The sequence below is a fragment of the Rathayibacter sp. VKM Ac-2759 genome, assembly GCF_009834225.1.
In the GTDB taxonomy this organism is placed as follows: domain Bacteria; phylum Actinomycetota; class Actinomycetes; order Actinomycetales; family Microbacteriaceae; genus Rathayibacter.
This window is the reverse complement of record NZ_CP047176.1, coordinates 2,495,870-2,522,191: the sequence shown is the minus strand read 5'-3', so window position 1 is coordinate 2,522,191 and position 26,322 is coordinate 2,495,870. Positions and strand designations below refer to the sequence as shown.

Below are 26,322 nucleotides of genomic sequence, written 5' to 3'. Positions count from 1 at the left end.
GCGTTCGGCTCGCAGGATCTCGCGGATTCTGCGAGCCGAACCTGTTTCTGCGAGCCGGAACTCAGTTCAGCACGTCGCCGATGATCCAGCTCGAGAGGCCGACGAGGGTCGCGACGCCGAAGACGACCCAGGCGACGACGCGGCGGGTCGAGCGGGTGACCGCCTCCGAGGTGCGGGAGGAGCGGCGCAGCGGACGGACGTAGGCGTCGGGCACGTCGTACCGTGCGGCCGTCGGCACGAGTGCGGGCAGTGTCACGGCCGGTCCGTCGACCCAGGGCGCGGGCAACTCGGAGGCGCGCGCGGCCTGGAGCGTCAGCTCGGCCTTCAGAGGCGAGCTGCGCAGCGCGGCGTAGGCGGTGGCCGTGAGGCCGAGACCCTCCAGGTGACGGACGGTGGGCGCGAAGTGCGGGGAGGTGCCGGTCGAGAGCTCGCCGACCCGGGCGCCGTCCAGCCGCACCTCGACCAGCTCGCTCGGGAGCAGGTGCAGCGTCACCAGCACCAGGCCGCGGCCCTCGACGAGGCCGGTCAGCTGCGCGAAGTGCTCGTCCTCGCGCAGCACCTGCAGTCCGCGGCCCCACGGCAGCACGGAGTAGGGCGACGTCGGGGGCGCGTTCAGCGGCACCACGAGGTCGGGCGACGGCAGTGCGAGGCGGAGGGACGCGCGCAGCCCCTCCTCCCCACGCTCCACCCGGAGGCGTGCGCCCGTCACGGGGAGGACTCCGCTCGCGACGATGCGGTCGATGGCGGGCCGGTAGGACGCCGCGTCGGGGAGGTAGCCGATGACCCGCCCGCGCGCGCGGACCGAGACGGCGGGCGCGCCGGTGGGGTGGTCGGGCTCGGGGATGAGCTCGACGTCGAGCGACTCCTCGACGACCTCGCCAGGGCGCACCGGCCGGCCGAGGGCGTCGGCGATCTCCTCGATCCGCTCGGCCTCGTCGATCGCATCGACGGTCGGGGTGCCGTCGGCGTTCGGGAGGCGCAGGACAGTGCGCGCGGGCGATGGCGGTCGGACGTCTGCGGGCGAGCCGTCCTTCGCGGACATGCGGTCCTCGGTCCAGCGTGCGCCGTCCCACCAGCGCATCGCGCCGCCCTCGGGGTACCAGCCCGCCGGAGCGCGCACGTCCTCGTCCACCGGCTCCCCGTTCTCTCGGCCGATCGAGTCTACGAGGCGGTCGCGGGACGAGTGGTGGGCCTCAGAGCGCCGGATCCTCCGCCGCATCGTCGGGGGCGATCGCCGCGATGTGCTCGGTGGCGCCCGAGCCGCTCCACGTCGGCGCCTCGGCGAGGGAGGCGCTGGTGATCAGCCGGCGGACGTAGCGGGCGTGGCCGTGGTTGATGGGGGCCGGATCCTCGAGGACCTCGGAGAGACGGCGGAGCGTGGCGCGGGTCTCAGGGGTCGACATGGCGCTCAGGCTAGGTGCCCCGGACCGGGGAGGGTAGAGGCGATCCGCGCCAGACCCCCCGCCTAGGCTCGGGAGCATGACTCGACTCGATGGTGCCGTCGTCCTCGTCCTCGGAGCCTCCGGCGGGCTCGGCCGTCTGATCGCCGACGAGCTGGAGTCGCGCGGGGCGCAGGCGGTCCGCTCCGGACGCGACTCCGCAGCGCTGGGCGCGGAGCCGCTGGTGGCCGACCTCCGCGGCGAGGACGCTCCGCGGCGGGTGATCGGGGAGGTGCTCGCGAGGCACGGCCGCCTCGACGGCGTGATCGTCGCCTCCGGGGTCGTCGCCTTCGGCCCGTCGGCCGAGCTCGACCCGGCCGTGCTCGAGGAGCTCGTCGAGGTGAACGCCCTGGCGCCGATCCGGCTGCTGACGGCCGCGTTCGAGGCGCTGTCGCAGTCCGCGGGAGAGGGGCGCGCGCCGTTCGCCGTCACGATCAGTGGAGTCGTCGCCGAGGCGCCGACCGCCGGTCTGGCCGCGTACTCGGCGTCGAAGGCCGCCCTGCACTCCTTCGTGAAGGCCTCGGCGCGGGAGTACAAGCGCGCGGGCGTCCTCCTGCTCGATGCGCGGCCCGGGCACACCGAGACGGAGCTGTCGACGCATCCGCTCGCGGGCTCGGCCCCGAGGTTCGGCGCGGGACACAGCCCGGAGTCGGTGGCCGTGCGCATCGTGGACGCGATCGAGGCCGGCGAGACGGACCTGCCGCCCGCTGCGTTCTGACGCGCGCGAGGAGTCGTACTCGCAGGCAGCTGAGGACGACGTTCCGATCGTGCGTACCTGATCGCCGCCCTGAGGAGGGAGACGCGTCCAACCTCCGCCAGGATGAGGCCGCTCCAGGCTCCTCCACACCGGCCGTTCTTCCCGCTCCGTCCCCCGTCGACGCCTTCTCCGCAGTGCGGCTGGTCGAAGGTCGGGAGGATCGGCGCATGGGAATCAGGTACTACGCATACGCATTCAACGCAGACAGGACCGAGGCGGCACTGGCCGACCCTAGGAGCATCATCAGCGATGATCCACTGGCCGACGCCTGGGGCATGCCCCACGGTGTCTCGACGGCCGTGGCGACCTTCGTGCAGTCCGTGCCCGAGCGCGACATGGTCTACCTCGACAAGGCGTGGGCACCTCTGCAGGCGCTGACGGCTGGTCGCGCCCCTGGCGGAAGTCCGCGCCCTGCCCACCGGATGTTCGAGGCCGGGTGACCCCGGACGGGTACGGGTGGATCCCGTGGGTACGGGCCCTCGTGCCCGAGGAGATCGCCGTGATCGCCGACGACCTCGTCGAGCTGCAGCGGGAGTTCGACGTCGCAGATCCGACGAACGACGACGCGGAGTACGTCTCCCACTTCCTCAACCGAGCAGTGCGATTCGCGACAGAGGTCGGGCGGTCAGGTCGTGGGTTCGTGTACTACATCGGCTAGTGGCCGGGCAGCACGCGCTCTGACGCTCAGACCGTCGCGAAGCGCTTCGCCGAGCGCTCGCGGGCCTTGGCGGCCTCGACCTCGCGGTCCTTCGGCGGCACCGTCGCCACGAGGTCCTCGAGGAGGTGACCGGTGATGTGGGCGATCTCGGCGACGGCGTGGTCGAACGCCTCCTGATTCGCCTTGGACGGCCTGGTGGTGCCGCTGATCTTCCGGACGTACTGGAGGGCGGCGGCCTGCACCTCCTCATCGCTCGCGGCGGGCTCGAAGTTGTGGAGAGTGTGGATGTTCCGGCACATGCGACGAGGGTACGTCCGGGTGCGCGCACGCGCGAGGGACACCCTCCGTTCACCGGCGCGTCGCACGGGCGCTCTAGCGTCCCTCCGTGCCCGCCACTCCCGACTCCGCTCCGCAGCAGGTCTCCACGCTCCCTTCGGCGACCGCGTCGCCGGTACCCACACCCGAGCTCCTCCGCACGCTCACGCCCGAGGACGCCCGCGATCTCGTGGTCCTCGACGAGGACGACGACGACCCCGTCCTGCTCCGCCGCGACGGCACGCAGATCGACACCTGGCGCGAGGGCTACCCGTACGACGAGCGGATGTCGCGCGAGGAGTACGAGGCGGGCAAGCGCCTCCTGCAGATCGAGCTGCTGAAGCTGCAGAACTGGATCAAGAAGCACGGCCGCCGCCTCGTGGTCGTCTTCGAGGGGCGCGACGCCGCGGGCAAGGGCGGCACCATCAAGCGCTTCACCGAGCACCTCAACCCGCGCGGCGCCCGCGTGGTCGCGCTCGAGAAGCCGACGGAGCGCGAGGGCACCCAGTGGTACTTCCAGCGCTACGTCTCGCACCTGCCGGCCGCGGGCGAGATCGTGCTGTTCGACCGCTCCTGGTACAACCGCGCCGGTGTCGAGCGCGTGATGGGGTTCTGCACTCCCGAGCAGTACGACGAGTTCATCCGGCAGACCCCGCTGTTCGAGAGCATGCTCGTCGGCGAGGGGATCGATCTGGTCAAGCTGTGGTTCTCGGTCTCGGCGGAGGAGCAGCGCACGCGGTTCACGATCCGGATGATCGACCCGGTGCGGCAGTGGAAGCTCTCGCCGATGGACCTCGCCTCCCTGGACAAGTGGGACGACTACACCGCCGCGAAGGAGGCGATGATGGCCGCGACCGACACCTCGGACGCGCCGTGGACGATCGTCAAGAGCAACGACAAGAAGCGCGCGAGACTCGAGGCGATGCGCTACGTGCTGAGCCTCTACGACTACGACGGACGCGACGACGAGGTCGTCTCGGGCCCGGATCCGCTCATCGTCGGCACCGCGGCCGACGTCCACGAGCGCGGCGAGCACGCCGCGACGGCCAGGTAGAGCCGCCGGGGGGCGGCGAGGGGGAGTACATGGACGACGAGTACCGAGACCTTCCGGGGGTGCATCTGCGCTGGCTGGCGCTCGAGGAGCAGAGCCTCGACTCCGCCGCGCTGCTGCCCCTCCTGACGCCGCTCGAGCGCGAGCGCCACCGGGGCACGGCCGCCGCGGCGACCGCCGAGCGCTTCGTCTTCGGGCGGGTGCTGCTCCGGATGCTCGCCGCCGAGCTGACGGCCGGCGACCCTGCGGCGATCAGCGTCGTCGCCCGCTGCGCGCGCTGCGGCGGACCGCACGGCCGCCCGCGTCTCGAGGGGGCCGACGAGGCGCTCGCGGGGCTGTCGGTCAGCATCGCGCACTGCGCCGGAGCGGTCGTGGTCGCGGTCAGCAGCGCGGGGACGGTCGGCGTCGACATCGAGCCCGTCGACGGCCCGGCCGATCGCGGCGCGCGCATCACGCAGATCGCCGGCGCTCCGTTCTCGATGGGGTCGATGCGGCCGGCCGACCCGATCCTGCACTGGACGCGCGTCGAGGCGGCGCTCAAGGCCGACGGACGCGGGCTCGAGGTCGATCCGCGGCGCGTGCGGATCCACGAGTCGCGGCTGAGCGCCGAGGCGCGCATCGACCAGGCCCGCTACCGGCTCGCCGAGCCGCAGCTCGACCCGGCCTTCCGCGTCAGCGTCGCGCTCGGGCCGGTCGCGGGCAGCAGCGTCGGGCCGATCATCGGCTGGCGCCGGGAGCACGTCGACGCGCTGGCCGAGTCCCTCGCGTCAGCGGGCGCTCGGTAGCGGAGGCAGCGCCTCGTCGAGCAGCCAGGCGTCGAGCAGGTCGTCGACGCCGTCGGTCAGCTCGGCGCAGAGCTCGCGGAAGTCCTCGTCCGTGACGGCTGCGGCGGCGTGGCGCGCCGTCCACGTGCGCAGCAGCGCGAAGAACCCGGCATCGCCGATCCGGAGGCGCAGCGCGTGCAGGGTCAGCGCCCCGCGCTTGTAGACGCGGTCGTCGAAGAGAGCGACCGGCCCGGGGTCGCCGAGCACGAGATCCTGCGGCTGGGCGCGCAGGAGCGCGTGGTGCCGACGCGCGAGAGCGTCGGCGGAGGGGCCGCCCGACTCCTCCGACCACAGCCACTCGGCGTAGCAGGCGAAGCCCTCGTTGAGCCAGATGTGCCGCCAGCGTGCGACGCCGACGCTGTTGCCGAACCACTGGTGGGCGAGCTCGTGCGCGATCAGCCGCTCCGAGCCGCCCCGGCCGTCGGCGTGGTTCGCGCCGAAGATCGCCATGCCCTGCGCCTCGAGCGGGATCTCGAGCACATCGGCCGTGACCACCACCGTGCAGCGGGCGAACGGGTAGGGGCCGAAGAGCCGCTCGAACAGGGTGATCATGTCGCTGAGCGGAGCGAAGTCGCGGGCGACGCGCAGCGCCAGCCCGGCCGGTCGTGCGAGGGTGACCGCGACGCCGGCGAGCAGGCGGTCCTCGAGGACGTAGCGGCCGATCTGCACCGACGCGAGGTAGGTCGCCGTCGGCTCGCGCTGCTCGTAGAGCCAGGTCCGCCGGCCCGAGCGCGCGCTGGTCTCGACGAGCACGCCGTTCGCGAGGGCCGAGTAGCCCTCCTCGGCCGTGATGCGGATCCGGTACGGCGCCTTCTCGGCGACGTCGTCGTTGCAGGGGAACCAGGTGGAGGCGCCGGAGGGCTGCGAGGCGACCAGGACGCCGTCGGTCAGCTCCTCCCAGCCCAGCTCGCCCCAGTGGCTGGCGCGCGGGGCCGGGTGCCCGCCGTACTCGATCTCGAGGACGAAGGACTCGCCCGCCGCGAGCGGCTCAGCGGGGGTGATGCGGAGCTTGTGCGCCGTCTGCTCGGAGCGCGCCTTGCGCCCGGCCACGCGCACGCGGGTGACCCGCAGACGGCTCAGGTCGAGGGAGAAGCGGCGCAGCGGCTGGAGCGCGACGACCTGCAGCACCGCGCGGGCGGCGAGCCGGTTGGTCGAGACGCGGTAGTCGAGATCGAGGTCGTACGACTCGACCCGGTAGCCGGTGTTGCCGATCCCGGGGAGGTAGGGGTCGCCCGCCGTCTCGAGTCCTGTCTGCGCGGGGCTCACGCGACGGGCGCGTGGTAGTCGCCGACGCGGACCTCGCGCCACGGGCCGATGGGGTTGCCGCTCCAGCGGCTTCCGGCGGGCACGAGCTCGCCCCGCATGACGAGCGAGGCGGGGCCGACCGTGCCGTGCGCGGCGATGCGCGCCGCCGGCAGGATCACGCTGTGCGGACCGAGGGTCGCACCGGGGTCGAGGCTCACGAGATCCATGCTCATGATTCGATCATGGAACAGGTGGGTCTGCACGACGCAGCCCCGGTTCACGGCCGCCCCGTCGCCGAGATCGACGAGATCCGCCTCCGGGAGCCAGTAGCTCTCGCACCAGACGCCGCGCCCGATACGCGCGCCGAGGCTGCGCAGCCACCAGACCAGAGCGGGGGTGCCGGCGGCCGCGTGCGCGAACCAGGGCGCGGCGACCATCTCGGTGAAGGTGTCGGCGAGCTCGCTCCGCCAGACGAACGACGACCAGAGCGGATGCTCGCTCGGCCGCACCCGCTGGATCAGCAGCCACTTCGCGGCGGTCGAGACGGCCGCGGCCACGGCGCCCGCGATCAGCAGCACCACGCCGCCGAGCAGGGTGGCGATGATCGCGCCGAACGCCTCCACCAGTGCGAGGAGGCTCGCCACGACTCCGAGGCCGACCGCCACCGAGACGACCACCGGTACGAACCGCAGTAGCTCCCACACGATGCGAGCGACGCGCAGCCGCGCGGCGGGTCGGAAGGTGCGCGCCGACTCCGCCTCGACCACCGTGCGCCGCAGCCGCACGGGCGGTGAGCCGAGCCACGACGAGCCGGCCTTCGACTTGCGGGGGGCGGAGGAGAGCACGGCGACCAGTCCGCCCGCCGGCACCGTGTGCCCGGGTGCGGCCATCCCCGAGTTGCCGAGGAAGGCGCGCTCGCCGATCTCGGCGCGCGCCAACCGCATCCAGCCGCCGCCGAGGGCGTAGGAGGCGACCAGGGTGTCGTCGGCGAGGAACGCGCCGTCGCGGATGGTCGTCATCGCGGGCAGCAGGAGGACGGTCGAGGCCTCGACGTCGCGGCCGACCTTCGCGCCGAGCAACCGCAGCCAGACCGGCGTGAACAGACCGGAGTAGAGGGGGAAGAGGAGCGTGCGCGCCTGGTCGAGCAGGCGCTCGGTCGACCAGACCTGCCAGCCGATCCGACCGCGCACGGGGTAGGTGCCGCGGTCGACGCCCCGGCCCAGGAGACGCACGAACGCGACCACGAGGGCGGCCAGGACGAGGCCCGTGACGGCCACCGCGGGGACCAGGGCGGCGAGGGCGCGGGGCACCGCCTCCGCCAGACCGCTCGAGCCCTGTGTGGCGATCGCGACGACGCCCGTGCCCGCGCCGAAGGCGAGGACGGGGACGGCCGCGAGTCCGACGGCCGAGACGCCGTAGGCCCAGACCCAGGCGGTGCGCCGCGGAGGGCGCTCGGCGGGGAAGCCGGCGTTGGCCTTGCCGAGGCGCTGCGCGGGGGAGCCGCCCCAGCGCTGGCCGGCGGGCACGCGGCCGAAGACGGCCGAGCCGGGCTCGATCTGCGCGTTCTTGCCGATCCGCGCACCCGGGAGCAGCGTGCTCCGTGCCCCGACCGTGCTCCCGGCGCCGACGCGCACGGCGCCGATCCTGACCACGTCGCCGTCGATCCAGTAGCCCGAGAGATCGACCTCGGGCTCGATCGCGGCGCCGCGGCCGAGGGTGAGCATGCCGGTCAGCGGAGGCAGGGAGTGCAGGTCGACGTCGTCGGCGATGCGGGCGCCGAGCGCGCGGGCGTAGTAGGCGACCCACGGGGCACCGGCGAGGCTCACCGCGCCGAGCTGGTGCGCGATCTGCTCGGCGAGCCAGAGTCGGAGGTGCACCCCGCCGCCGCGCGGGTGGTCGCCGGCCCGCACCCCGCGCAGCAGCAGCCGGGCCGCGACGACGGTGAGGCCCATCCGCCCGAACGGCGTGCAGAACAGGGCGAACGCGGGGATCAGCGCCCAGAGCCAGACGGTCGGCAGCCAGTCGAAGCCCGGCAGCAGGTCGAGGAGCGCGGTCACCGTGAGGATGCCGGTGAGCCAGCGGGCGCTGCCGAGGACGAGCAGGGGAGCGCCGAGGAGCGTCTGCAGCACCCGCATGCGGCGCGGGACCGGCAGGATGCGGTGCTCGGAGACCTCGGTGAGACCGGTCGCGCGGCTCGCGATCTCGGACGCCATCGCCGCGAGCCGGGGGTGGGCGTAGACATCGGCGACGGTGAACTCGGGGTCGCGCTCGCGGATCCGGGCGACGAGCTGGGCCGCCGCGAGGGAGCCGCCGCCGAGGTCGAAGAAGTTGGCCTTCTCGTCCACGGGCACGCCGAGCACCTCCCGCCAGCGTGCGGCGAGCCAGGCCGTCTCGGGGTCGAGCGCGGGATCCTCCTCGGTGTCGTCCTCGAGGGGCCACGGCAGCGCGGCCCGGTCGACCTTGCCCGAGACCCGCGTCGGCAGCTCGGCGACGACCGCCAGGAGGGGGACCAGGGCCGCGGGCAGCTCCTCGCGGAGGCGCGCGAGCGCAGCATCGCGGTCGAGCTCGCGCCCCTCGGGCAGGGCGAGGTAGCCGACGAGGACCTGGTTGCCGGCGCTCGTGGTGCGGACCGCAGCGGCGGCGCCGGCGACTCCGGGCAGCGCCTGCAGGGCGGCCTCGACCTCGCCGAGCTCGATGCGGCGCCCTCCGAGCTTGACCTGGTCGTCGGCACGGCCCTGGAAGACCAGCCCCGCGCTCTCGAAGCGGACCAGATCGCCCGAGCGGTAGGCGCGATCCCAGCCGAGCGTCGGCGCCGGGGCGTACTTCTCCGCGTCCTTCGCGGCGTCGAGGTAGCGGGCCAGTCCGACCCCGCCGATCACCAGCTCGCCGACCTCGCCCTCGCCCACGCGCTCGCCGGCCGCGTCGACGACGGCGAGGCGCCAGCCGTCGAGGGGGAGGCCGATCCGCACCGGGCCCTCGCCGCCGAGCGGAGCGGCGCAGGCGACGACGGTCGCCTCGGTCGGACCGTAGGTGTTCCAGACCTCGCGGCCGTCGACCGCGAGGCGCTCGCCGAGCTCGGGCGGGCAGGCCTCGCCGCCGAAGATGAGCAGGCGCACGTTCTCGAGCGACTCGGCGGGCCAGAGCGCGGCGAGCGTCGGGACGGTCGAGACCACGGTGATGCCGTGCGTGGTCAGCCAGGGGCCGAGGTCCATGCCGCTGCGCACGAGCGAGCGCGGGGCGGGCACGAGGCACGCGCCGTGGCGCCAGGCGAGCCACATCTCCTCGCAGGAGGCGTCGAACGCCACCGAGAGCCCGGCGAGCACGCGGTCGCCGGGGCCGAGCGGCTCCTGCTGCAGGAAGAGGCGGGCCTCGGCGTCGACGAACGCGGCGGCCGAGCGGTGGGTGACCGCGACGCCCTTCGGGGTGCCGGTGGAGCCCGAGGTGAAGATGATCCAGGCGTCGTCCTCGAGCGTGGGCGGCTGGAGGAGCGGGATCGAGGCGGTGCTGGGGTGCGGCGCGGATCCCGCGAAGAGGCGGGCGGGCTCGCCGTCGCCCCGCTCGAAGCGCCCGGAGCCGGTGACCACGCCGCGGACGGCGGCCTCGCCGAAGACGAGCTGCGCCCGTTCCTCGGGGTCGTCCGCGTCGACGGGCACGTAGGCGGCTCCGGCGGCGAGGATCGAGAGGATGGCGATGTAGAGCTCGCGTGAGCCGCTCGCCATCCGGACGCCGACCCGGTCGCCCCGGCGGACACCGGCGGCGGTGAGCTCGCCTGCTGCCCCGACCACACGCGCCAGCAGCTCGCGGTAGCTCAGCGCACCGGCCGGGTCCTCGAGTGCGGAGGCGTCGGGGTGGCGCTCGGCGGTGTCGCGCAGCACGTCCACCAGGGTCCGCGGAGGTGTCGCGAGGGGTCCGGCGTCGAGGAGGTCCTGAGGATTCCCGGTGCTCGTCTCATCCACGTGTCGTCTCCGTTCCGGCCGCGCGACCCACGCGGCGACCGGGGCGTCACCGTAGGGCTGTCCGGTGTCGCGCAGGTGAACAGGCGGTGCCGCGCCGAGCGCGACCGCAGCCTAGTGGCCGACGGGGAGCGGGGCGTCCGTCTCCGCGGGGCGTCGCACGAAGAAGGCGGCGATGATCGCGACGCTCGCGATCGACGCGCCCCAGACGAAGGCCGAGTGGATGCCGCCGGCCGAGGCGACGACCTGGTCTACGCCGTCGCGGGCCAGTGCCGCCGACTGGATCGAGAGCACCGTGACGAACAGGGCGGTGCCGGCCGCGCCTCCGAGCTGCTGGACCGTGCCGATGATCGCGCTGCCGTGCGAGTAGAACTTCGGTCGCACCGAGCCGAGGCCCGCCGTGAACAGCGGAGTGAAGACGAACGCCAGGCCGAGGCTGAGCAGCACGTGCAGGCCGAGGATCATCCACGAGGTCGACACCTCGTCGAGCGTGGTGAAGCCCCACAGCGCGGCGGCGACGACGATCGATCCGGGCACGAGCAGGACGCGCGGGCCGAAGCGGTCGAAGGCGCGCCCGACGAAGGGAGCGAGGAGCCCCATCAGGAGGCCGCCGGGGAGCAGCAGGAGGCCGGTCTCGAGCGGCGTGAGCCCGAGCACGTTCTGGGTGTAGAGCGGCAGCAGGATGAGCGTGCCGAAGAGGGCCGACATGCTGATCGCCATCATCACGATCACGATCGTGAAGTTGGCCGAGGTGAAGGTGCGCAGATCGAGCAGGGCGCGGTCGGTCTTCTGCAGCGACAGCTGGCGCAGCACGAAGCCGACGAGTCCGACGGCCGCCACGACGAAAGGCACCCACGGAGCGACGACCGCCTCGCCGCCCTCGCTCAGGCTGCTGAGCCCGTAGACGAGACCGCCGAAGCCGAAGACCGACAGCACGATCGAGAGCGCGTCGATCGGGATGGAGCGCGGCTCCGTCACGTTCTCGACCTTGCGGAGGCCGAGCAGCAGCGCGCCGATCGCGATCGGCAGCACGATCCAGAACATCCAGCGCCAGCCGAGGAAGTTGAGGATGACGCCCGAGATGGTGGGCCCGACCGCCGGGGCGACCGAGATGACGATGGAGATGTTGCCCATCATCCGGCCGCGGATCGCCGGCGGAACGAGGGTCATCACGGTGGTCATCAGCAGCGGCATCATGATCGCCGTGCCGCCGGCCTGCACCACGCGGGCGGCGAGCAGGACGGCGAAGCTCGGGGCGAGCGCGGCCGAGAGCGTGCCGATGCTGAACAGCGTCATTGCGGCCGCGAACAGCGTGCGGGTGCTCAGCCGCTGGATCAGGTAGCCGGTGATCGGGATGACGACCGCCATGGTGAGCATGAACGCGGTCGAGAGCCACTGGCCCACGTGCGCCTCGATGCCGAAGTCGGCCATCAGATCGGGCAGCGCGACGCTCATGATCGTCTCGTTGAGGATCACGACGAACGCCGAGACCAGCAGGAGGCTGATGACGAGCCGGCTCCGCGGGTCGAGTGCGGTCGCCCGCTCGGAGGCGGCGGGCCGCGTGTCGGTGAGGGTGCGCTCGGTCACTGGTGCGTCTCCGGTCGTGAAGGGGATCGTCGTGAGGGGCGCATCGCCTGGGTGACGTCGATGCGACGGGTGGTACGAGGCTCAGAACACTGCCGGGCACCTCCGACATTCCCGAAAGGCCGACATCCGTCGAGCATCCGGCGTGTCGGAGGCGCGGGTCAGCCCGCGAGCACCGCGGCGAACGCGTCCGCCGCGCTCTCCGCCTCCGCCACCGTCGACTCGGCGCCGAAGCTGAAGCGCACGGCCGTCTGCGCGAGGGCGGGCTCCAGCCCGAGCGCCAGCAGCACCGCCGACGGCTCGTCGCGGCCGGCGGCGCAGGCCGAGCCGCTCGAGACGACGACGCCGCGCTCCTCCAGGGCGAGCAGGATCGACTCGCCGCTGCGGCCGGGAACGACGTAGGAGGCGATCGACGGGAGGCGGTGCTCCGCCGATCCGGTCGGCACCGCGCGGGGCGCCCCTGTCGCGACCCGCGCCGCGAACGCGTCGCGCACCGCGGCGATCCGGGCCGCCCGCGCCGGGTCGACGAGCGCCACGGCGGCTCCGAGGGCGACGGCGAAGGCCACGTTCTCGGTGCCCGAGCGCCGCTCGCGCTCCTGCCCGCCGCCGTGGATCAGGGGCTCGAACGCCGTGCGGCTGCGCAGCAGCAGCGCCCCGACCCCCTTCGGTGCGCCCAGCTTGTGCCCCGAGATCGAGACCGCGTCGGCGCCGAGCCCGGTGAGATCGAGCCAGCCCGCGGCCTGCACCGCATCGACGTGCAGCGGGATCCGGTGCTCGCGGCAGAGCGCGGCGACCGCCGGCACATCCTGCACGGTGCCGATCTCGTTGCTGGCGGCGAGGATCGAGACGAGCGTCGTGTCGGGCCGGAGGAGCGCCGCGAGGGCCGCGAGGTCGAGCCGGCCCGAGGAGTCGACGGGTGCGACAGAGACCTCGACGCCGTGCAGCCGCCGGAGGTGGTCGGCCGACTCGACCGTCGCCTCGTGCTCGATCGCCGAGATCACCAGGTGCCGCCCGCGCGGGTCGCCGAGCGCGATGCCCTTGACCGCCGTGTTGATCGACTCCGTCCCGCCCGAGGTGAAGAGGACCTCGGAGGCGCGCCCGCCCAGGAAAGCGGCGACGCGACTCCGCGCCTCGGTCAGCGCCCGTGCGGCCGCATCGCCCAGCGAGTGCGTGCTCGACGGATTGCCGTACTCGCTGGTGAGGAACGGCCACATCGCCTCGAGGACCTCTCGGCGGACGGGCGAGGACGCCGCGTGGTCGAGGTAGATCACGCCGGAGCCGAGGACACGGCGATGTCGAGCCCGAGGTCGAGCGAGCGGACGCTGTGCGTGAGCGCGCCGACGGAGATCACGTCGACCCCCGCCTCGGCGATGGCCCTGACCGACTCGAGGTTCACGCCTCCGCTCGCCTCGACCACCGCGCGGCCGCCGATGAGCGCGACGCCCTGCGCCAGCTGCTCGGGCGTGAAGTTGTCGAGCATGATCGTGTCGGCCCCGCCCGCGAGCGCCGCCTCGACCTGGTCGAGCCGGTCTACCTCGACCTCGATGTGCGTCGTGTGCGAGACCGTCGCGCGCGCGGCGCGCAGAGCGGTGGTGAGATCGATCCCGCGCTCCGCGAGGATCGCGAGGTGGTTGTCCTTGGCGAGGATCGCGTCCGAGAGCGAGAAGCGGTGGTTGTACCCGCCGCCGCTGAGCACCGCGTGGCGCTCCAGAGCCCGCAGCCCCGGCGTCGTCTTGCGGGTGTCGACGATGCGCGCCCGCGTGCCCTCGACCGCGGCGACGTAGCGTGCGGTGAGCGTGGCGATGCCGCTCATCCGCTGCACCAGGTTGAGGGCCACGCGCTCGCCGCGCAGCACCCCGCCGGCGGGGCCGTCGATCGTGGCGAGCACCGTGCCGGTGTCGAAGCGCGCGCCGTCCTCGGCGATGCCGGAGACGCGGATCCGCGAGTCGGCCTGCAGGAACGTGCCCAGCAGCACGGCACCGCCGCTGAAGACGCCGGGCTCGCGGGCGACGAGCTGCGCCGACGCCGTCGCGTCCGGCGGGATCAGCGTGTCCGAGGTGAGGTCGCCCCAGGGGGCGTCCTCCTCGAGGGCGAGGGTGACGAGGCGTTCGATGCTCTGACGGGTCAGCACGGGACGGCGACCTTTCTGGTGCCGGCGACGCGGTAGGCCGTCGCGGAGGTGGAGGGGTGGTCGGTGCGGTGGTGCGCTCCGCGCGACTCGGCGCGGGCGAGCGCGGCGTCGACGAGCGCGAGACCGGCGGTGCGGAGGTTCGCGTCCTCGAGCGTCTCGAGGGTGAGGGGAGCGGGAGTGCCGGCGCCGAGCGCGTCGCGCGCCCCCTCGAGCCCTGCCGCGTCGCGGGAGAGCCCGGCGCCCGTCCACATCGCGGCCTGCAGCGCCGCGCGGTCGAGGGCCAGGGGCGTCACCGGCCGGGCGGCAGGGGCGGCGGAGGCGGTGACGGGCTCGCGATCGAGCGCCGCGGCCGCGCGCCGCGCGAAGACCACGCCCTCGAGCAGGCTGTTCGAGGCGAGTCGGTTCGCCCCGTGCACGCCGGTGCACGCGGCCTCGCCGACCGCGAGGAGGCCCGGGAGGCTCGTCCGCCCGTCGAGGTCGGTCGCGATCCCGCCCATCCAGTAGTGCGCAGCCGGAGTGACGGGGATGAGGTCGTGGGCGAGCGACAGTCCGCCCGCGCGGCAGGCGGCCGAGATCGTCGGGAACCGGCGCGCCAGCACCTCCGCGGGGATCGCCCGCGCGTCGAGGTGCACGGGCAGCCCGCCCTGGAGTCGCATCCGCTCGGCGATCGCGCGCGCCACGACGTCGCGCGGGGCCAGCTCGGCGTCGGGGTGGACCGCCGCCATGAAGCGCTCGCCCGCGGCGTCGCGCAGCACAGCGCCCTCGCCGCGCACCGCCTCCGAGACGAGGAACCCGCTCGCCAGCGCCGTGGGGTGGAACTGGTAGAACTCGAGATCGGCCGTCTGCGCGCCCGCGCGGATCGCCGCCGCGAGCCCGTCGCCGGTCGCGACGGCCGGGTTCGTCGTGTGCCGGTAGAGCCGCCCGGCGCCTCCGGTCGCGAGCACGACCGCGTCCGCGTCGATCCGCTCGACCCGGCCTCCGCGCAGGACGTCGACCCCGGTGACCGCGTCCGCGGGACGCACGAGGTCGACGAGCGCGGTCCACTCGAGCACCGTGACGGCGGAGGCGGCGCGCACCGCGGCGACGAGCGCCTCCTCGATCGCGGCGCCGGTCGCGTCCCCTCCCGCGTGCAGGATCCGGGGGCGCGAGTGCGCCGCCTCGAGCCCGCGCGCCAGGTCGCCGCCGTCGCGGTCGAACCCGACGCCCCACGCCTGCAGGGCCGCGACGGACGCCGGGCCCTCCCCGCAGAGCACCTCGACCGCCGAGCGCGAGCAGAGCCCCGCCCCGGCGGTCAGCGTGTCCTCGACGTGCAGGGCGACGGAGTCGGAGGGCGAGGCGACGACCGCGATCCCGCCCTGCGCGTAGCGCGTGTTCGACTCCGCGAGCTCGCCCTTGGTGACGAGCACGACCTCGTGCCGGCGCGAGGCCAGCAGGGCGGTGACGAGTCCGGCGATCCCGCTGCCGACGACGACGACGCGGCGCATGTCAGGCCGCCGCGACGGGGCCCGCGGGCGGGACGGCGGCGAGCATCCGCTCGAGCGCCACGCGGGCCTCGATCTGCACGGACTCCTCGACGCTGATGCGGTTGAGCACGCGGCCCTCGACGAGCCCCTCGAGCACCCAGGCGAGGTAGCCCGGGTGGATGCGGTACATCGTCGAGCAGGGGCAGACGACGTCGTCGAGGCAGAAGATCGTGTGCTCGGGGTACTGCGCGGCGAGGCGCTGCACGAGGTTGATCTCGGTGCCGATCGCGAAGGTGCTGCCGGCCGGTGCCGCCTCGATGGCCTTCACGATGTAGTCGGTCGAGCCGTACTCGTCGGCCGCGTCGACGACCGCCATCGGGCACTCCGGGTGCACGATCACGCGCACGCCCGGGTGCTCGACGCGGGCCTTCTCGATCTGCGCGACGGTGAAGCGCTTGTGCACCGAGCAGAACCCGTGCCAGAGGATCACCTGCGCGTCGAGCAGGGTCGCCGCGTCGGAGCCGCCCTGCGGCTTCCGCGGGTTCCACATCGGCATCCGCTCGAGCGGCACGCCCATCGCCTTGGCGGTGTTGCGGCCCAGGTGCTGGTCGGGGAAGAAGAGGACCCGCTGCCCGCGCGCGAACGCGTCCTCGAGCACGGTCGCGGCGTTCGAGGACGTGCAGACGACACCGCCGTTGCGGCCGCAGAACGCCTTGAGCGCGGCGGAGGAGTTCATGTAGGTCACCGGGACGAGCGGCACGCGGCCGTCGGCATCGGGCTCGGTGCCGTAGAGCTCGGTCAGCTCGGCCCACGCGTCCTCGACGGAGTCGATGTCGGCCATGTCGGCCATCGAGCAGCCGGCCGCGAGGTTCGGGAGGATCACGGCCTGCTCCGGACGCGACAGGATGTCGGCGGTCTCTGCCATGAAGTGGACGCCGCAGAAGACGATGGCCTCGGCGTCGGGGCGGCCCTTCGCCGCCTTCGCGAGCTGGAACGAGTCGCCCACGAAGTCGGCGTACTGCACCACCTCGTCGCGCTGGTAGAAGTGGCCGAGCACGACGACGCGGTCGCCGAGGGTCTCCTTCGCCGCCAGGATGCGGCGGTGCAGCTCGTCGGCGCTCGCCGAGGTGTACTCCTCGGGCAGCCGGCCCTGCACGGGCGCCTCGGCCGGGATCGGGTCGGCCTGCGACGCTCCGGGACCGTAGGCGGGGAGGCCGAGGTCGAACGACCACGGCGCGTCGGCGAGCTCGGGGGCGCAGGTCGCGCCGGGGGCTCCCCGCTCGATGAGCTGGATGGTGCTGTCGACCGATGTCACGGTGTCTCCTCGGATGGTGCGGACTGACGGGCGCTCAGACGGGGAGCGGCCCGTTGTCGACGAGTGCCACGGACCCGTCGTAGCGGTACAGCCGGGGCGGGCGGTGACGGGTGCCCGTCAGCCGCTGCTCGGTCGGTACCACGGTCTTGGAGGCCTCGATCGTGCGGCGGAAGTTCGCCGGATCGAGGGGCTTCTGGAGCACGGCCTCGTGCACCTCGCGCAGCTGGGCGAGCGTGAACGTCTCGCCGAGGAACGCGTGCGCGATGCGGGAGTACTCCATCTTGTTGCGCAGGCGCCAGAGCGCGTACTCGACGATCACGCCGTGGTCGAACGCGAGCTCGAGGGGCAGATCGGTGCAGAGCCAGGTGACGTTCTCGTCGTCGATCGCCTCGTCGGCCTCGGAGGTGCGCACGAGCGCCCAGTAGACGATCGAGACCACGCGGCGCTCGCCGGGGGAGCGGTCCGTGCCGCCCACCGCGTAGAGCTGCTCGAGGTAGCGGGGCGCGAGGCCGGTGGTGGCGCGCAGGGTGCGGCGCGCCGCTTCCGCGAGGTCCTCGTCGGGACGGAGCGGCCCGCCGGGCAGTGCCCAGAGCCCCTCGAACGGCTCGCGGATGCGGCGGACGACCGGGATCCACACCGTGCTCGCCCCCGTCTCGGGGTGCGGGCGCAGCGCGAAGATCACGGTCGACACCGCGAGCTGCGGCTGATCGTCTCGATCCACGGGGTGTCCCTACTAAAAGTCGTCGTGACCCTAAGTGCTGGAACGAGCTTAGTGTCATCTCGACCCGAACACCAAACCGTTCAGGCGGTCTTCGCCGGATGCCGCTTGCGCACGCGTCACACCGACGGGGACGTCCTCACGCGGCATCCGGCGGAGGGGGACACCGCGTGCGCGCCTTCGCTAGGCTGACCGCACAACCGAATACCGGGCCGCATACGCGACGCGGGAGAGCCGACTCCGGTCGGCACCGAAGGAGCAAGCCTCCCCGCCAATCTCTCAGGTCTTGTACCGCGTCGAACTGGCCACTCTGGAAAGCGATCCGCCGACGGATCCGCCCATGGTGAAAGCGGACGTCCTCAGCTGGCGCCGCGAATCTCTCAGGCACCACGACAGAGGGGGAGTTCCCACGGCACTGCTGTGCCACGCATCGCCGACCAGCGCGGACGCGGATACGGCACTGCGACGAAACGGAGAACTCCCATGTCCGACACCCCCGCCGGCGAGACCACCGCAGCCGAGAGCACCGCCGACGCAGGCGCCGTGTCTCCCGACGCCACCCCCGTGGCCGAGGCCGCAGAGCCGCTCTACTCGCCCCTCCACGAGGTGCACGTCGCCGCCGGCGCGTCCTTCACGGACTTCGCCGGCTGGCAGATGCCGGTGCGCTACTCCGGCGACCTCGCCGAGCACCACGCCGTCCGCACCGCGGCCGGCCTCTTCGACCTCTCGCACATGGGCGAGATCCTCGTCGTCGGCCCGGAGGCGGTGGACGCCCTCGACTACGCGCTCGCGAGCGATCTCTCCGCCGTCCCCGTCGGCCGCGCCAAGTACACCCTCCTGCTCGACCGCACCGGGGGCGTGATCGACGACCTCGTCGTCTACCGCACCGGCGAGGACCGCTTCATGGTCGTCGCCAACGCCTCGAACCGCCACGTCGTGGCCGAGCAGCTCCGCGACCGCACCGCGATGTTCGAGTGCGAGCTCTTCGACGAGAGCGACGACGTCGCGCTGATCGCGATCCAGGGCCCGCGCTCGCTCGAGATCCTGCAGAACGTGCAGGGCCTCGCGATCGAGACCGAGCGCGGCGCGGAGTCGGTGCTCGACACGGACGACGCCGCCCGCCTCCTCGAGGAGCTCCGTTACTACCGCGCCGTCCCCGGCACGTTCGAGGCGCACCCGATCCTGATCGCGCGCACCGGCTACACCGGCGAGGACGGCTTCGAGATCTACGTCGCCCCCGAGACCGCTCCGTCGCTCTGGGAGGCGCTCGCCGAGACCGGTGCCGGCGCGGGCCTCGTCCCCGCCGGCCTCGCCGCGCGCGACACCCTCCGGCTCGAGGCGGGCATGCCCCTCTACGGGCACGAGCTCTCGCGCGAGATCTTCCCCGCGCAGGCCGGACTGGGCCGGGTCGTCGCCCTCGGCAAGCCGATCGACTTCGTCGGCCGCGCCGCCAGCGAGGAGGGGCCCTCCGGCGAGGCGCCCGTGCTCGTCGGCCTCGTCGGCGAGGGCCGGCGCGCCGCCCGCGCCGACTACGGCGTCTACGCCTCCGCCGACGCGACCGACCCGATCGGAGTCGTCACCAGCGGGGTGCTCTCGCCCACGCTGGGAGTCCCGATCGCGATGGCCTACGTCGCCCCGACCCAGGCGCAGCCCGGCACGACGCTGTCCGTCGACATCCGCGGCAGCCGCCTCCCCATGACCGTCACCGAGCTCCCCTTCTACTCGAGAAAGAAGATCTGACATGGCCGTTCCCTCCGAGCTGCAGTACACCTCCGATCACGAGTGGATCCGCGTCGACGGTGACACCGCGATCGTGGGCATCACCGCCTACGCCGCCGACAAGCTGGGCGACGTCGTCTTCGTCGAGCTCCCCGAGGCGGGCACCCGCGTCGAGGGCGGCAGCGTCGTCGGCGAGATCGAGTCGACGAAGTCGGTGGGCGAGCTCTTCGCCCCCGTCGACGGCGAGGTCCTCGAGGCCAACACCGGCGTCGTCGACAGCCCCGAGCTCGTCAACTCCGACCCCTTCGGCGAGGGCTGGCTGATCAAGGTGCGCTTCGACGCGCTCCCCGACGGCCTCCTCGACGCCGCTGCCTACGGCGAGCTGGTCGGAGAGTAGATGTCGACCCCCCGCACCCCCGGCGACTTCGAGTCGCGCCACATCGGGACCGACGCCGACGCGCAGCGCACCATGCTCGCGGCCCTCGGCTACGACTCCGTCGACGACCTGGTCGCCGCCGCCGTGCCCGACTCGATCCAGGTCCGCGAGCTCGAGCCCGTCCTCCCCGCCCCCGCCACCGAGACGGAGGCGCTCGCCGAGCTGCGCGCGCTCGCCTCGCGCAACACGGTGCGCCGCCCGCTCATCGGCCTCGGCTACCACGGCACGCACGTGCCCGCCGTGATCAAGCGCAACGTCCTCGAGAACCCGAGCTGGTACACGGCCTACACGCCGTACCAGCCCGAGATCTCGCAGGGCCGCCTCGAGGCGCTGATCAACTTCCAGACGATGGTCTCCGACCTCACCGGTCTCGACACCGCCGGCGCCTCGATGCTCGACGAGGGCACCGCCGTCGTCGAGGCGATGCTGCTGGCCCGTCGGGCCTCGAAGGCGCGCACCGACGTCTTCGTCGTCGACTCCGACGCCCTGCCGCAGACGCTCGCACTGCTGCGCGGCCGGGCGGAGGCGGTGGGCATCCGCATCGTCGAGCTGCCGCTGGCCGAGACCCCGGCCGACGAGGTCCCGGAGGCGTTCGGCGCCCTGGTGCAGTACCCCGGGGCCTCCGGCCTCCTGTGGGACCCGTCCGAGGTGCTCGCCGCGGTCAAGGCCCACGGCGGCCTCGCGGTCGTCGCCGCCGACCTGCTCGCCCTCACCCTCGTCCGCTCGCCGGGCGAGCTCGGCGCGGACGTCGCCGTCGGCACCTCCCAGCGCTTCGGAGTCCCGATGGGCTTCGGCGGACCGCACGCGGGCTATCTCGCCGTGCGCAAGGGACTCGAGCGCCAGCTCCCCGGCCGGCTCGTCGGCGTCAGCCAGGACGCGGCGGGCCACCCCGCGTACCGCCTCTCGCTGCAGGCGCGCGAGCAGCACATCCGCCGCGAGAAGGCCACCTCGAACATCTGCACCGCGCAGGTGCTCCTCGCCGTCATGGCGGCGATGTACGCGGTCTACCACGGACCGGACGGGCTCGCCCGGATCGCCGAGCGCGTGCACTCGCAGGCCGCGCTCCTCGCGCGCCTGCTGACCGACGCCGGCCTCACCCTCCGGCACGACGACTTCTTCGACACCGTCGCCGTCGTGGTGCCGGGCGGAGCGGAGGCGGCGGTCACCCGCGCCCGCGACGCCGGGTTCGACGTACGCCTCGTCGACTCCGACACGGTCGCCGTGTCGGTCGACGAGACCGTCACGTCCCAGGAGGTGATCGCCGTCGCGATCGCGATCGGCGACCTCGACTCCTCGTCCGGCTTCATCGCAGGAGCGGCTCGCCGCATCCCGGCCGTGCTGGAGCGGGCGACGCCGTTCCTCGTGCACCCGGTGTTCAACACCCACCGCAGCGAGACGTCGATGATGCGCTACCTCAAGCGCCTCGCCGACGCCGACTACGCGCTCGACCGCGGCATGATCCCGCTCGGCTCCTGCACGATGAAGCTCAACGCCGCCACCGAGATGGAGGCGGTCAGCTGGCCCGAGTTCGCGAACCTGCACCCGTTCGCCCCCGAGTCCGACGTCGAGGGCTCCCTCGCTCTCATCGACCAGCTCGAGCGCTGGCTCGCGCACCTGACCGGGTACGACTCCGTCTCGCTGCAGCCCAATGCGGGCTCGCAGGGCGAGCTGGCGGGACTGCTCGCGATCCGCGGCTACCACCGCGCGAACGGCGACCTCGAGCGCACCGTCTGCCTCATCCCCTCCAGTGCGCACGGGACCAATGCCGCGAGCGCTGTGCTCGCGGGCATGAAGGTCGTCGTCGTCGCGTGCGACGAGCTCGGCAACGTCGACCTCGACGATCTGCGCGCCAAGATCGCCGAGCACGCGGCCGGACTCGCCGCGCTGATGATCACGTACCCGTCGACGCACGGCGTCTACGAGCACGAGGTCGCCGAGATCTGCCGGCTCGTGCACGAGGCCGGCGGCCAGGTCTACGTCGACGGCGCGAACCTCAACGCGCTGCTCGGCTTCGCCCGGTTCGGCGACTTCGGCGGCGACGTCTCGCACCTCAACCTGCACAAGACGTTCTGCATCCCGCACGGCGGAGGCGGCCCCGGAGTCGGCCCCGTCGCCGCCAAGGCGCACCTCGCGCCGTTCCTGCCCGGGCACCCGCTCGCGCAGCGGCTCGAGCACGCGGTCGGCCAGCACGGCGAGACCGTCGTGCACGGCGGCGCTCCCGTCTCGGCGGCGCCGTACGGCAGCCCGGGCATCCTCCCGATCTCGTGGGCCTACGCCCGCATGATGGGCGAGGAGGGCCTGCGGGCCGCGACGGGAGCGGCCGTCCTGTCGGCGAACTACGTGGCCGCGCGCCTCCGCGAGCACTACCCGGTGCTGTACACGGGCGAGAACGGGCTCGTGGCGCACGAGTGCATCCTCGACATCCGTCCGCTCACCGCGGCGACCGGGGTCACCGTGGACGACGTCGCGAAGCGCCTCGTCGACTACGGCTTCCACGCGCCGACGATGAGCTTCCCCGTCGCCGGGACGCTGATGGTCGAGCCGACCGAGAGCGAGGACCTCGCCGAGATCGACCGCTTCATCGACGCGATGATCGGTATCAAGGCCGAGGCCGACCGGGTGGGCGCGGGGGAGTGGCCCGTCGACGACAACCCGCTGCGCGGCGCCCCGCACACCGCGGAGTGCCTCGTCGCCGAGGAGTGGACGCACCCGTACTCCCGCGAGGAGGCGGTCTACCCCGTCCGCACCCTCGTCCGCGGCAAGTACTGGCCGCCCGTCCGCCGCGTCGACCAGGCCTTCGGCGACCGCAACCTCGTCTGCGCCTGCCCGCCCATCGAGGCCTTCGCCTGATCCGCCGGCGCTAGAACCTCACAACTGAGGCTGGATGCTCGATTCCCGAGAATTCTCGGGAGTCGGGGCCATCCGGCCTCAGTTGTGAGGCGAATCGTCGATCCTCCCGAGGGCCTGGTCCGGGTCGGCTCTCCACCGCCGCCCGGTTCTCCGGCCACCGCAGGTCATGGCAGGGGCATCCTCGCGGGATGAACCGCGTTCTCCTCGCCCTCGCCGCTCGCGACGGGGTGGCCTCCGCCCGTCAGCTCGCCTCCGACGGGTGCAGTCGGCACTTCCTGGAGCTGGCGTTGCGCGAAGGACTCGTGCTCCGCCTCCGACGGGGGTGGTTCGCTCTGCCGTCCGTCCCGGTCGACGAGCGTCGGGCGGTCGCAGCGGGCGGAGTGCTCACCTGCGCGTCCGCGCTCGCCTCCCGGAAGGTATGGGTCCTCGCGGAGCGGGAGCTGCATGTCGCTGTCGCGCCGAACGCAGTGCGGTCGCCCGCGCGAGGTGTCCGTCTGCACTGGCGCGAGTGGCCGGGCTGCGGTCGGGAGACGTGCTCGCGCGACGGCATCCGCGCCAGCGTCCTCCACGCGGTCGAGTGCCTCCCTCAAGAGGAGGCCGTGATGGCCCTCGACTCGGTGGTCGACAAGGGCCTCCTGCCCTACGACGACTTGATCGCACTGAGTTCTCTGGCGTCGGCTGGGCGACGGCGGGTCTTCGACCTGGTCGTGAGGGGCTGCCAGTCGGGTCTCGAGACGAGGATCCGCCTGGCCGGCGTCCGCCTCCGGGCCCGGGTGCGCGCGCAGGTACCGGTCGAGGGGGTCGGCGCCGTCGATAACGTGATCGGCGACTGCCTCGCGGTCGAGACCGACGGTCGCGCCTTCCACACCGGGTCCGTCCAGCTCGAGGAGGACTACCGCCGCACGCTCGCGCTGCAGGCGAGGGGCTTCTTCGTCGTTCGGCTGTCCTCTCGTCAAGTCCTGCACGACTGGCCGACCACTGAGGCGACCCTCGCCGGTCTCGTGCGCCGCCGCGTGCACCTCTGGACGCCCGGCCAGCGGCAACGTCTGCGCAACTGAGGCTGAGTGGGGGGAACTGCCGAGATCTCGGGGGAAGCGGTCGCCCAGCCTTACTTGTGCGGCCCCGACTCCAGCGACCGCTCGACTCAGGGCGTCGGCGTCGGAGTGGGAGTCGCGGGCGGCGCCGCGAACAGCTCCGGCCAGAGCGCCACGGCCAGTGGGTAGCCGACGAACGAGACGATGTCGATGATCGAGTGCGCGATCACCAGAGGCAGCGTGCGCCCGAAGCGCTGGTAGAACAGCCCGAACACGACCCCCATGATCACGTTGCCGATGAACGGCCCGATGCCCTGGTACAGGTGGTAGCTGCCCCGGAGGAGCGCGCTCGCGAACAGGATCCGCCAGCGGCCCCAGCCGAGGTCCTCCAGGCGCGCGAAGAGGTAGCCGACGACGATGACCTCCTCCTGGATGCCGGCGCGGATCGCCGAGAGCACCAGGACGGGGACCGTCCACCAGTAGGTGTCGAGCGGCGACGCGACGACCGCGACGGTGATCCCGAGCGCGCGGCCGAGGGCGTACAGCCCGATCCCCGGAGCGCCGATGGCGACCGCGAGGATCACGCCGCTGCCCAGATCGAACCCGGGACGCCGCAGATCGAGCCCGAGACGGCCGAGCGGACGTCCGGCGCTCTGCCAGAGGAGGAACGCGCAGAGCGCGACCGGCACGAGATCGAAGAACAGGGCGAGCAGCTGGTAGATCAGGTCGAACGTCGGACGATCGCTCAGCGAGCCGTTGATCGTCGTCGTCTGATCACCGAGGGCGACCGAGCGCGTCAGCTTGTTGGTGATCGAGACGACGGAGTAGACGGCCGACGCACCGAGCGAGAGACCGAGGACGAGCAGGATCTCGGCCCCGATCCGGCGCCGTGGGGGAGTGCTTCCTGGAAGCTGGTTGGACAACGCCCGGATCCTTTCGCAACGTCGATGATCCGCGTCCGGAGGCGCCTGGACGCACGATTCGTGCGGACCCACGCAAGGATTACACCTCCCGGTTACCGCTGTGTAACGGTTCCCACATGCTTTTGCAGAGATAGCGAGTCAATACATAGTCTCGTCCAAGGCATTCGCGCGGTGGCCAACAGTCTCCCGTGCGCCGACGCCGTCGCCACGCGCACGGCCTTCTTCGCGTCAGGGAAACCACTTCTCGCGCGCCCTCACACCACTGGAGGAATAGTGAAAATCAGACGATTCGGCCTCGGGGCTCTGGCGCTCGTCGCCGCGAGCACCCTGGTTCTGGCCGGCTGCAGCAGCTCGGGCGACTCGGGCGGAGGTGACGCGGGAGGCGACTCCGGCGCGATCATCACCACCAACGGCTCCGAGCCCCAGAACCCGCTGATCCCGACGAACACCAACGAGGTGGGCGGCGGAAAGATCCTCGACGAGATCTTCGCCGGTCTCGTCTACTACGACGCCGAGGGTGCTCCCCAGAACGACGTCGCCGAGTCGATCGAGTCGGACGACGCGCAGAACTACACCATTACCATCAAGCCCGACCTCACGTTCACGAACGGCGACCCGGTCACGGCCAGCTCGTTCGTCGACGCGTGGAACTACGGCGCGCTGCTCTCGAACAACCAGCTGAACAGCTACTTCTTCGAGGACATCGAGGGCTTCAGCTACGACGAGGACAGCGAGCTCTCCGGCCTCGCGGTCGTCGACGACACCACCTTCACCGTCGCGCTCAAGGAGCCGAAGTCGGACTTCCCGCTCCGTCTCGGCTACTCGGCGTACTACCCGCTGCCCGCCGCCGCGTTCGAGGACATGGACGCCTTCGGTCAGAACCCGATCGGCAACGGCCCGTACATGCTCTCGGGCGATGACGCGTGGCAGCACAACGTGCAGATCGACCTCGTCGTGAACCCCGACTACGCAGGCGGCCGCACGCCCGTCAACGGCGGACTCACCATCACGTTCTACGCGACGCAGGACGCGGCGTACTCCGACCTCCAGGGCGGCAACCTCGACGTCCTCGACGCGATCCCGGACTCCGCGTACGGCACCTACGAGAGCGACCTGGGCGACCGTGCGGTCAACCAGCCCGCCGCCGTCTTCCAGTCCTTCACCATCCCGGAGCGCCTCGCGCACTTCGGCGGCGAGGAGGGCCAGCTGCGCCGTCAGGCCATCTCGATGTCGATCGACCGCGCTCAGATCACCGACGTGATCTTCGAGGGCACCCGCACCCCGGCCTCCGACTTCACCTCCCCGGTGATCGACGGCTGGAGCGACTCCCTCGAGGGCGCCGAGGTGCTCGAGTACAACGCCGACAAGGCGAAGGAGCTGTGGGCCGAGGCCGACGCCATCAGCCCCTGGGACGGCACCTTCAAGATCGCGTACAACGCCGACGGCGGCCACCAGGGCTGGGTCGACGCTGTGTCCAACTCGATCAAGAACACGCTCGGGATCGACGCCGAGGGCGAGGCCTACCCGACCTTCGCCGAGGCGCGCACCAAGATCACCGACCGCACCATCGAGACCGCGTTCCGCACCGGATGGCAGGCCGACTACCCGGGTCTGTACAACTTCCTGGGCCCGCTGTACGCGACCAACGCCTCGTCGAACGACGGCGACTACTCGAGCGCCGAGTTCGACCAGCTGCTCGGTGAGGGCGCTGTCGACACCGACCTCGACTCGGCGAACGAGAAGTTCCAGCAGGCGCAGGAGGTCCTCCTGAAGGACCTTCCCGCGATCCCGCTGTGGTACTCGAACGTGACCGGCGGATACGGCGAGACCGTGTCGAACGTGCAGTTCGGCTGGAACTCGGTGCCGCTCTACTACGAGATCACCAAGAACTAAGCTGCTAGAACTGG

At 72.6% G+C, this 26,322-nt stretch carries 22 protein-coding genes and 1 riboswitch; of the genes, 10 read left to right on the top strand and 12 right to left on the bottom strand.

Going from position 1 to position 26,322, the window contains the following annotated elements; translation table 11 throughout:
• Positions 1 to 61 precede the first annotated feature (61 nt).
• Complete coding sequence (locus GSU68_RS11660; protein WP_159908490.1) at positions 62 to 1,132, bottom strand: DUF2510 domain-containing protein; 1,071 nt, start codon at positions 1,130 to 1,132, stop codon at positions 62 to 64.
• Positions 1,133 to 1,193: 61 nt separating this feature from the next.
• The gene (locus GSU68_RS11655; protein ID WP_159908488.1) at positions 1,194 to 1,403 is read right to left on the bottom strand and encodes a hypothetical protein; all 210 of its coding nucleotides are present in this window, start codon (positions 1,401 to 1,403) and stop codon (positions 1,194 to 1,196) included.
• A 76-nt stretch (positions 1,404 to 1,479) separates the two neighbouring features.
• On the opposite strand from GSU68_RS11655, the gene GSU68_RS11650 reads away from it, so the two are divergent.
• From GSU68_RS11650 to GSU68_RS19690, 3 genes are all read left to right on the top strand, one after another.
• Entirely contained in the window at positions 1,480 to 2,157 is a 678-nt protein-coding gene (locus GSU68_RS11650; RefSeq protein ID WP_159908486.1) for an SDR family oxidoreductase, read from the top strand.
• Between the two features lie 206 nt (positions 2,158 to 2,363).
• Entirely contained in the window at positions 2,364 to 2,636 is a 273-nt protein-coding gene (locus GSU68_RS19695) for a hypothetical protein (RefSeq protein WP_208544560.1), read from the top strand.
• Positions 2,633 to 2,854 carry a hypothetical protein gene (locus tag GSU68_RS19690; RefSeq protein ID WP_208544559.1) on the top strand — a complete coding sequence of 74 codons (222 nt, stop codon included), beginning with the start codon at positions 2,633 to 2,635 and terminating at the stop codon, positions 2,852 to 2,854. The genes GSU68_RS19695 and GSU68_RS19690 overlap by 4 nt, the downstream gene beginning before the upstream one ends.
• 26 nt (positions 2,855 to 2,880) lie before the next feature.
• On the opposite strand, the gene GSU68_RS11640 is transcribed toward GSU68_RS19690, so the two are convergent.
• Positions 2,881 to 3,153, bottom strand: a complete 273-nt coding sequence (locus GSU68_RS11640; RefSeq protein WP_159908484.1) for a DUF2277 domain-containing protein — start codon at positions 3,151 to 3,153, stop codon at positions 2,881 to 2,883.
• A gap of 206 nt (positions 3,154 to 3,359) precedes the next feature.
• Between GSU68_RS11640 and ppk2 the strand changes: the two genes are divergently transcribed.
• Both ppk2 and GSU68_RS11630 read left to right on the top strand, forming a co-directional pair.
• Positions 3,360 to 4,223, top strand: coding sequence for a polyphosphate kinase 2 (gene ppk2, locus GSU68_RS11635; protein ID WP_159910262.1), 864 nt, complete (start codon positions 3,360 to 3,362; stop codon positions 4,221 to 4,223).
• 29 nt (positions 4,224 to 4,252) lie between these two features.
• Entirely contained in the window at positions 4,253 to 5,005 is a 753-nt protein-coding gene (locus GSU68_RS11630) for a hypothetical protein (protein WP_159908482.1), read from the top strand.
• On the opposite strand, the gene GSU68_RS11625 is transcribed toward GSU68_RS11630, so the two are convergent.
• From GSU68_RS11625 to GSU68_RS11590, 8 genes are all read right to left on the bottom strand, one after another.
• Complete coding sequence (locus GSU68_RS11625; protein WP_159908480.1) at positions 4,988 to 6,310, bottom strand: M1 family metallopeptidase; 1,323 nt, start codon at positions 6,308 to 6,310, stop codon at positions 4,988 to 4,990. The genes GSU68_RS11630 and GSU68_RS11625 overlap by 18 nt on opposite strands.
• Entirely contained in the window at positions 6,307 to 10,245 is a 3,939-nt protein-coding gene (locus tag GSU68_RS11620) for a Pls/PosA family non-ribosomal peptide synthetase (RefSeq protein WP_159908478.1), read from the bottom strand. The genes GSU68_RS11625 and GSU68_RS11620 overlap by 4 nt, the downstream gene beginning before the upstream one ends.
• A 111-nt stretch (positions 10,246 to 10,356) precedes the next feature.
• Positions 10,357 to 11,829 (bottom strand): DHA2 family efflux MFS transporter permease subunit, encoded by a 1,473-nt coding sequence (locus tag GSU68_RS11615; protein WP_159908476.1) that lies wholly within the window; start codon positions 11,827 to 11,829, stop codon positions 10,357 to 10,359.
• Positions 11,830 to 11,987: 158 nt separating this feature from the next.
• Positions 11,988 to 13,097 carry a cysteine desulfurase family protein gene (locus tag GSU68_RS11610; protein ID WP_159908474.1) on the bottom strand — a complete coding sequence of 370 codons (1,110 nt, stop codon included), beginning with the start codon at positions 13,095 to 13,097 and terminating at the stop codon, positions 11,988 to 11,990.
• Positions 13,094 to 13,957 (bottom strand): carboxylating nicotinate-nucleotide diphosphorylase, encoded by an 864-nt coding sequence (nadC, locus tag GSU68_RS11605; protein ID WP_159908471.1) that lies wholly within the window; start codon positions 13,955 to 13,957, stop codon positions 13,094 to 13,096. Before nadC ends, GSU68_RS11610 begins: the two co-directional genes overlap by 4 nt.
• Entirely contained in the window at positions 13,951 to 15,441 is a 1,491-nt protein-coding gene (nadB, locus tag GSU68_RS11600) for an L-aspartate oxidase (protein ID WP_159908469.1), read from the bottom strand. The genes nadC and nadB overlap by 7 nt, the downstream gene beginning before the upstream one ends.
• Position 15,442: 1 nt before the next feature.
• Entirely contained in the window at positions 15,443 to 16,735 is a 1,293-nt protein-coding gene (gene nadA, locus GSU68_RS11595; protein WP_159908467.1) for a quinolinate synthase NadA, read from the bottom strand.
• A 34-nt stretch (positions 16,736 to 16,769) separates the two neighbouring features.
• Positions 16,770 to 17,456, bottom strand: coding sequence for an NUDIX domain-containing protein (locus GSU68_RS11590; protein WP_159908465.1), 687 nt, complete (start codon positions 17,454 to 17,456; stop codon positions 16,770 to 16,772).
• Between the two features lie 213 nt (positions 17,457 to 17,669).
• A riboswitch (glycine riboswitch) is annotated at positions 17,670 to 17,757 on the top strand.
• 179 nt (positions 17,758 to 17,936) lie between these two features.
• Between GSU68_RS11590 and gcvT the strand changes: the two genes are divergently transcribed.
• The 4 genes from gcvT to GSU68_RS19685 all read left to right on the top strand — a co-directional run bounded on the left by gcvT (position 17,937) and on the right by GSU68_RS19685 (position 23,516).
• Positions 17,937 to 19,193 (top strand): glycine cleavage system aminomethyltransferase GcvT, encoded by a 1,257-nt coding sequence (gene gcvT / locus GSU68_RS11585; protein WP_159908463.1) that lies wholly within the window; start codon positions 17,937 to 17,939, stop codon positions 19,191 to 19,193.
• A gap of 1 nt (position 19,194) precedes the next feature.
• Positions 19,195 to 19,569, top strand: a complete 375-nt coding sequence (gcvH, locus tag GSU68_RS11580; RefSeq protein WP_159908461.1) for a glycine cleavage system protein GcvH — start codon at positions 19,195 to 19,197, stop codon at positions 19,567 to 19,569.
• Positions 19,570 to 22,458: an aminomethyl-transferring glycine dehydrogenase gene (gene gcvP, locus GSU68_RS11575; protein WP_159908459.1), complete on the top strand. Its 2,889-nt coding sequence runs from the start codon at positions 19,570 to 19,572 to the stop codon at positions 22,456 to 22,458.
• A 188-nt stretch (positions 22,459 to 22,646) separates the two neighbouring features.
• The gene (locus GSU68_RS19685) at positions 22,647 to 23,516 is read left to right on the top strand and encodes a hypothetical protein (RefSeq protein ID WP_208544558.1); all 870 of its coding nucleotides are present in this window, start codon (positions 22,647 to 22,649) and stop codon (positions 23,514 to 23,516) included.
• Positions 23,517 to 23,602: 86 nt separating this feature from the next.
• Here the strand turns inward: GSU68_RS19685 and GSU68_RS11565 are convergent, their stop codons facing one another.
• Entirely contained in the window at positions 23,603 to 24,415 is an 813-nt protein-coding gene (locus GSU68_RS11565) for a CPBP family intramembrane glutamic endopeptidase (RefSeq protein ID WP_244259253.1), read from the bottom strand.
• Positions 24,416 to 24,688: 273 nt separating this feature from the next.
• On the opposite strand from GSU68_RS11565, the gene GSU68_RS11560 reads away from it, so the two are divergent.
• The gene (locus tag GSU68_RS11560) at positions 24,689 to 26,308 is read left to right on the top strand and encodes an ABC transporter substrate-binding protein (RefSeq protein ID WP_244259252.1); all 1,620 of its coding nucleotides are present in this window, start codon (positions 24,689 to 24,691) and stop codon (positions 26,306 to 26,308) included.
• Positions 26,309 to 26,322 lie beyond the last annotated feature (14 nt).

What these genes read in the sequence shown, in the direction of transcription:
- gcvT (WP_159908463.1), top strand. Translation starts at nt 17,937, where the DNA reads ATGTCCGACACCCCCGCCGGCGAGACCACCGCAGCCGAGAGCACCGCC.
- GSU68_RS11640 (WP_159908484.1), bottom strand. Translation starts at nt 3,153, where the DNA reads ATGTGCCGGAACATCCACACTCTCCACAACTTCGAGCCCGCCGCGAGC.
- GSU68_RS11655 (WP_159908488.1), bottom strand. Translation starts at nt 1,403, where the DNA reads ATGTCGACCCCTGAGACCCGCGCCACGCTCCGCCGTCTCTCCGAGGTC.
- nadB (WP_159908469.1), bottom strand. Translation starts at nt 15,441, where the DNA reads ATGCGCCGCGTCGTCGTCGTCGGCAGCGGGATCGCCGGACTCGTCACC.
- gcvH (WP_159908461.1), top strand. Translation starts at nt 19,195, where the DNA reads ATGGCCGTTCCCTCCGAGCTGCAGTACACCTCCGATCACGAGTGGATC.
- GSU68_RS11650 (WP_159908486.1), top strand. Translation starts at nt 1,480, where the DNA reads ATGACTCGACTCGATGGTGCCGTCGTCCTCGTCCTCGGAGCCTCCGGC.
- GSU68_RS11630 (WP_159908482.1), top strand. Translation starts at nt 4,253, where the DNA reads ATGGACGACGAGTACCGAGACCTTCCGGGGGTGCATCTGCGCTGGCTG.
- gcvP (WP_159908459.1), top strand. Translation starts at nt 19,570, where the DNA reads ATGTCGACCCCCCGCACCCCCGGCGACTTCGAGTCGCGCCACATCGGG.
- GSU68_RS19695 (WP_208544560.1), top strand. Translation starts at nt 2,364, where the DNA reads ATGGGAATCAGGTACTACGCATACGCATTCAACGCAGACAGGACCGAG.
- GSU68_RS19685 (WP_208544558.1), top strand. Translation starts at nt 22,647, where the DNA reads ATGAACCGCGTTCTCCTCGCCCTCGCCGCTCGCGACGGGGTGGCCTCC.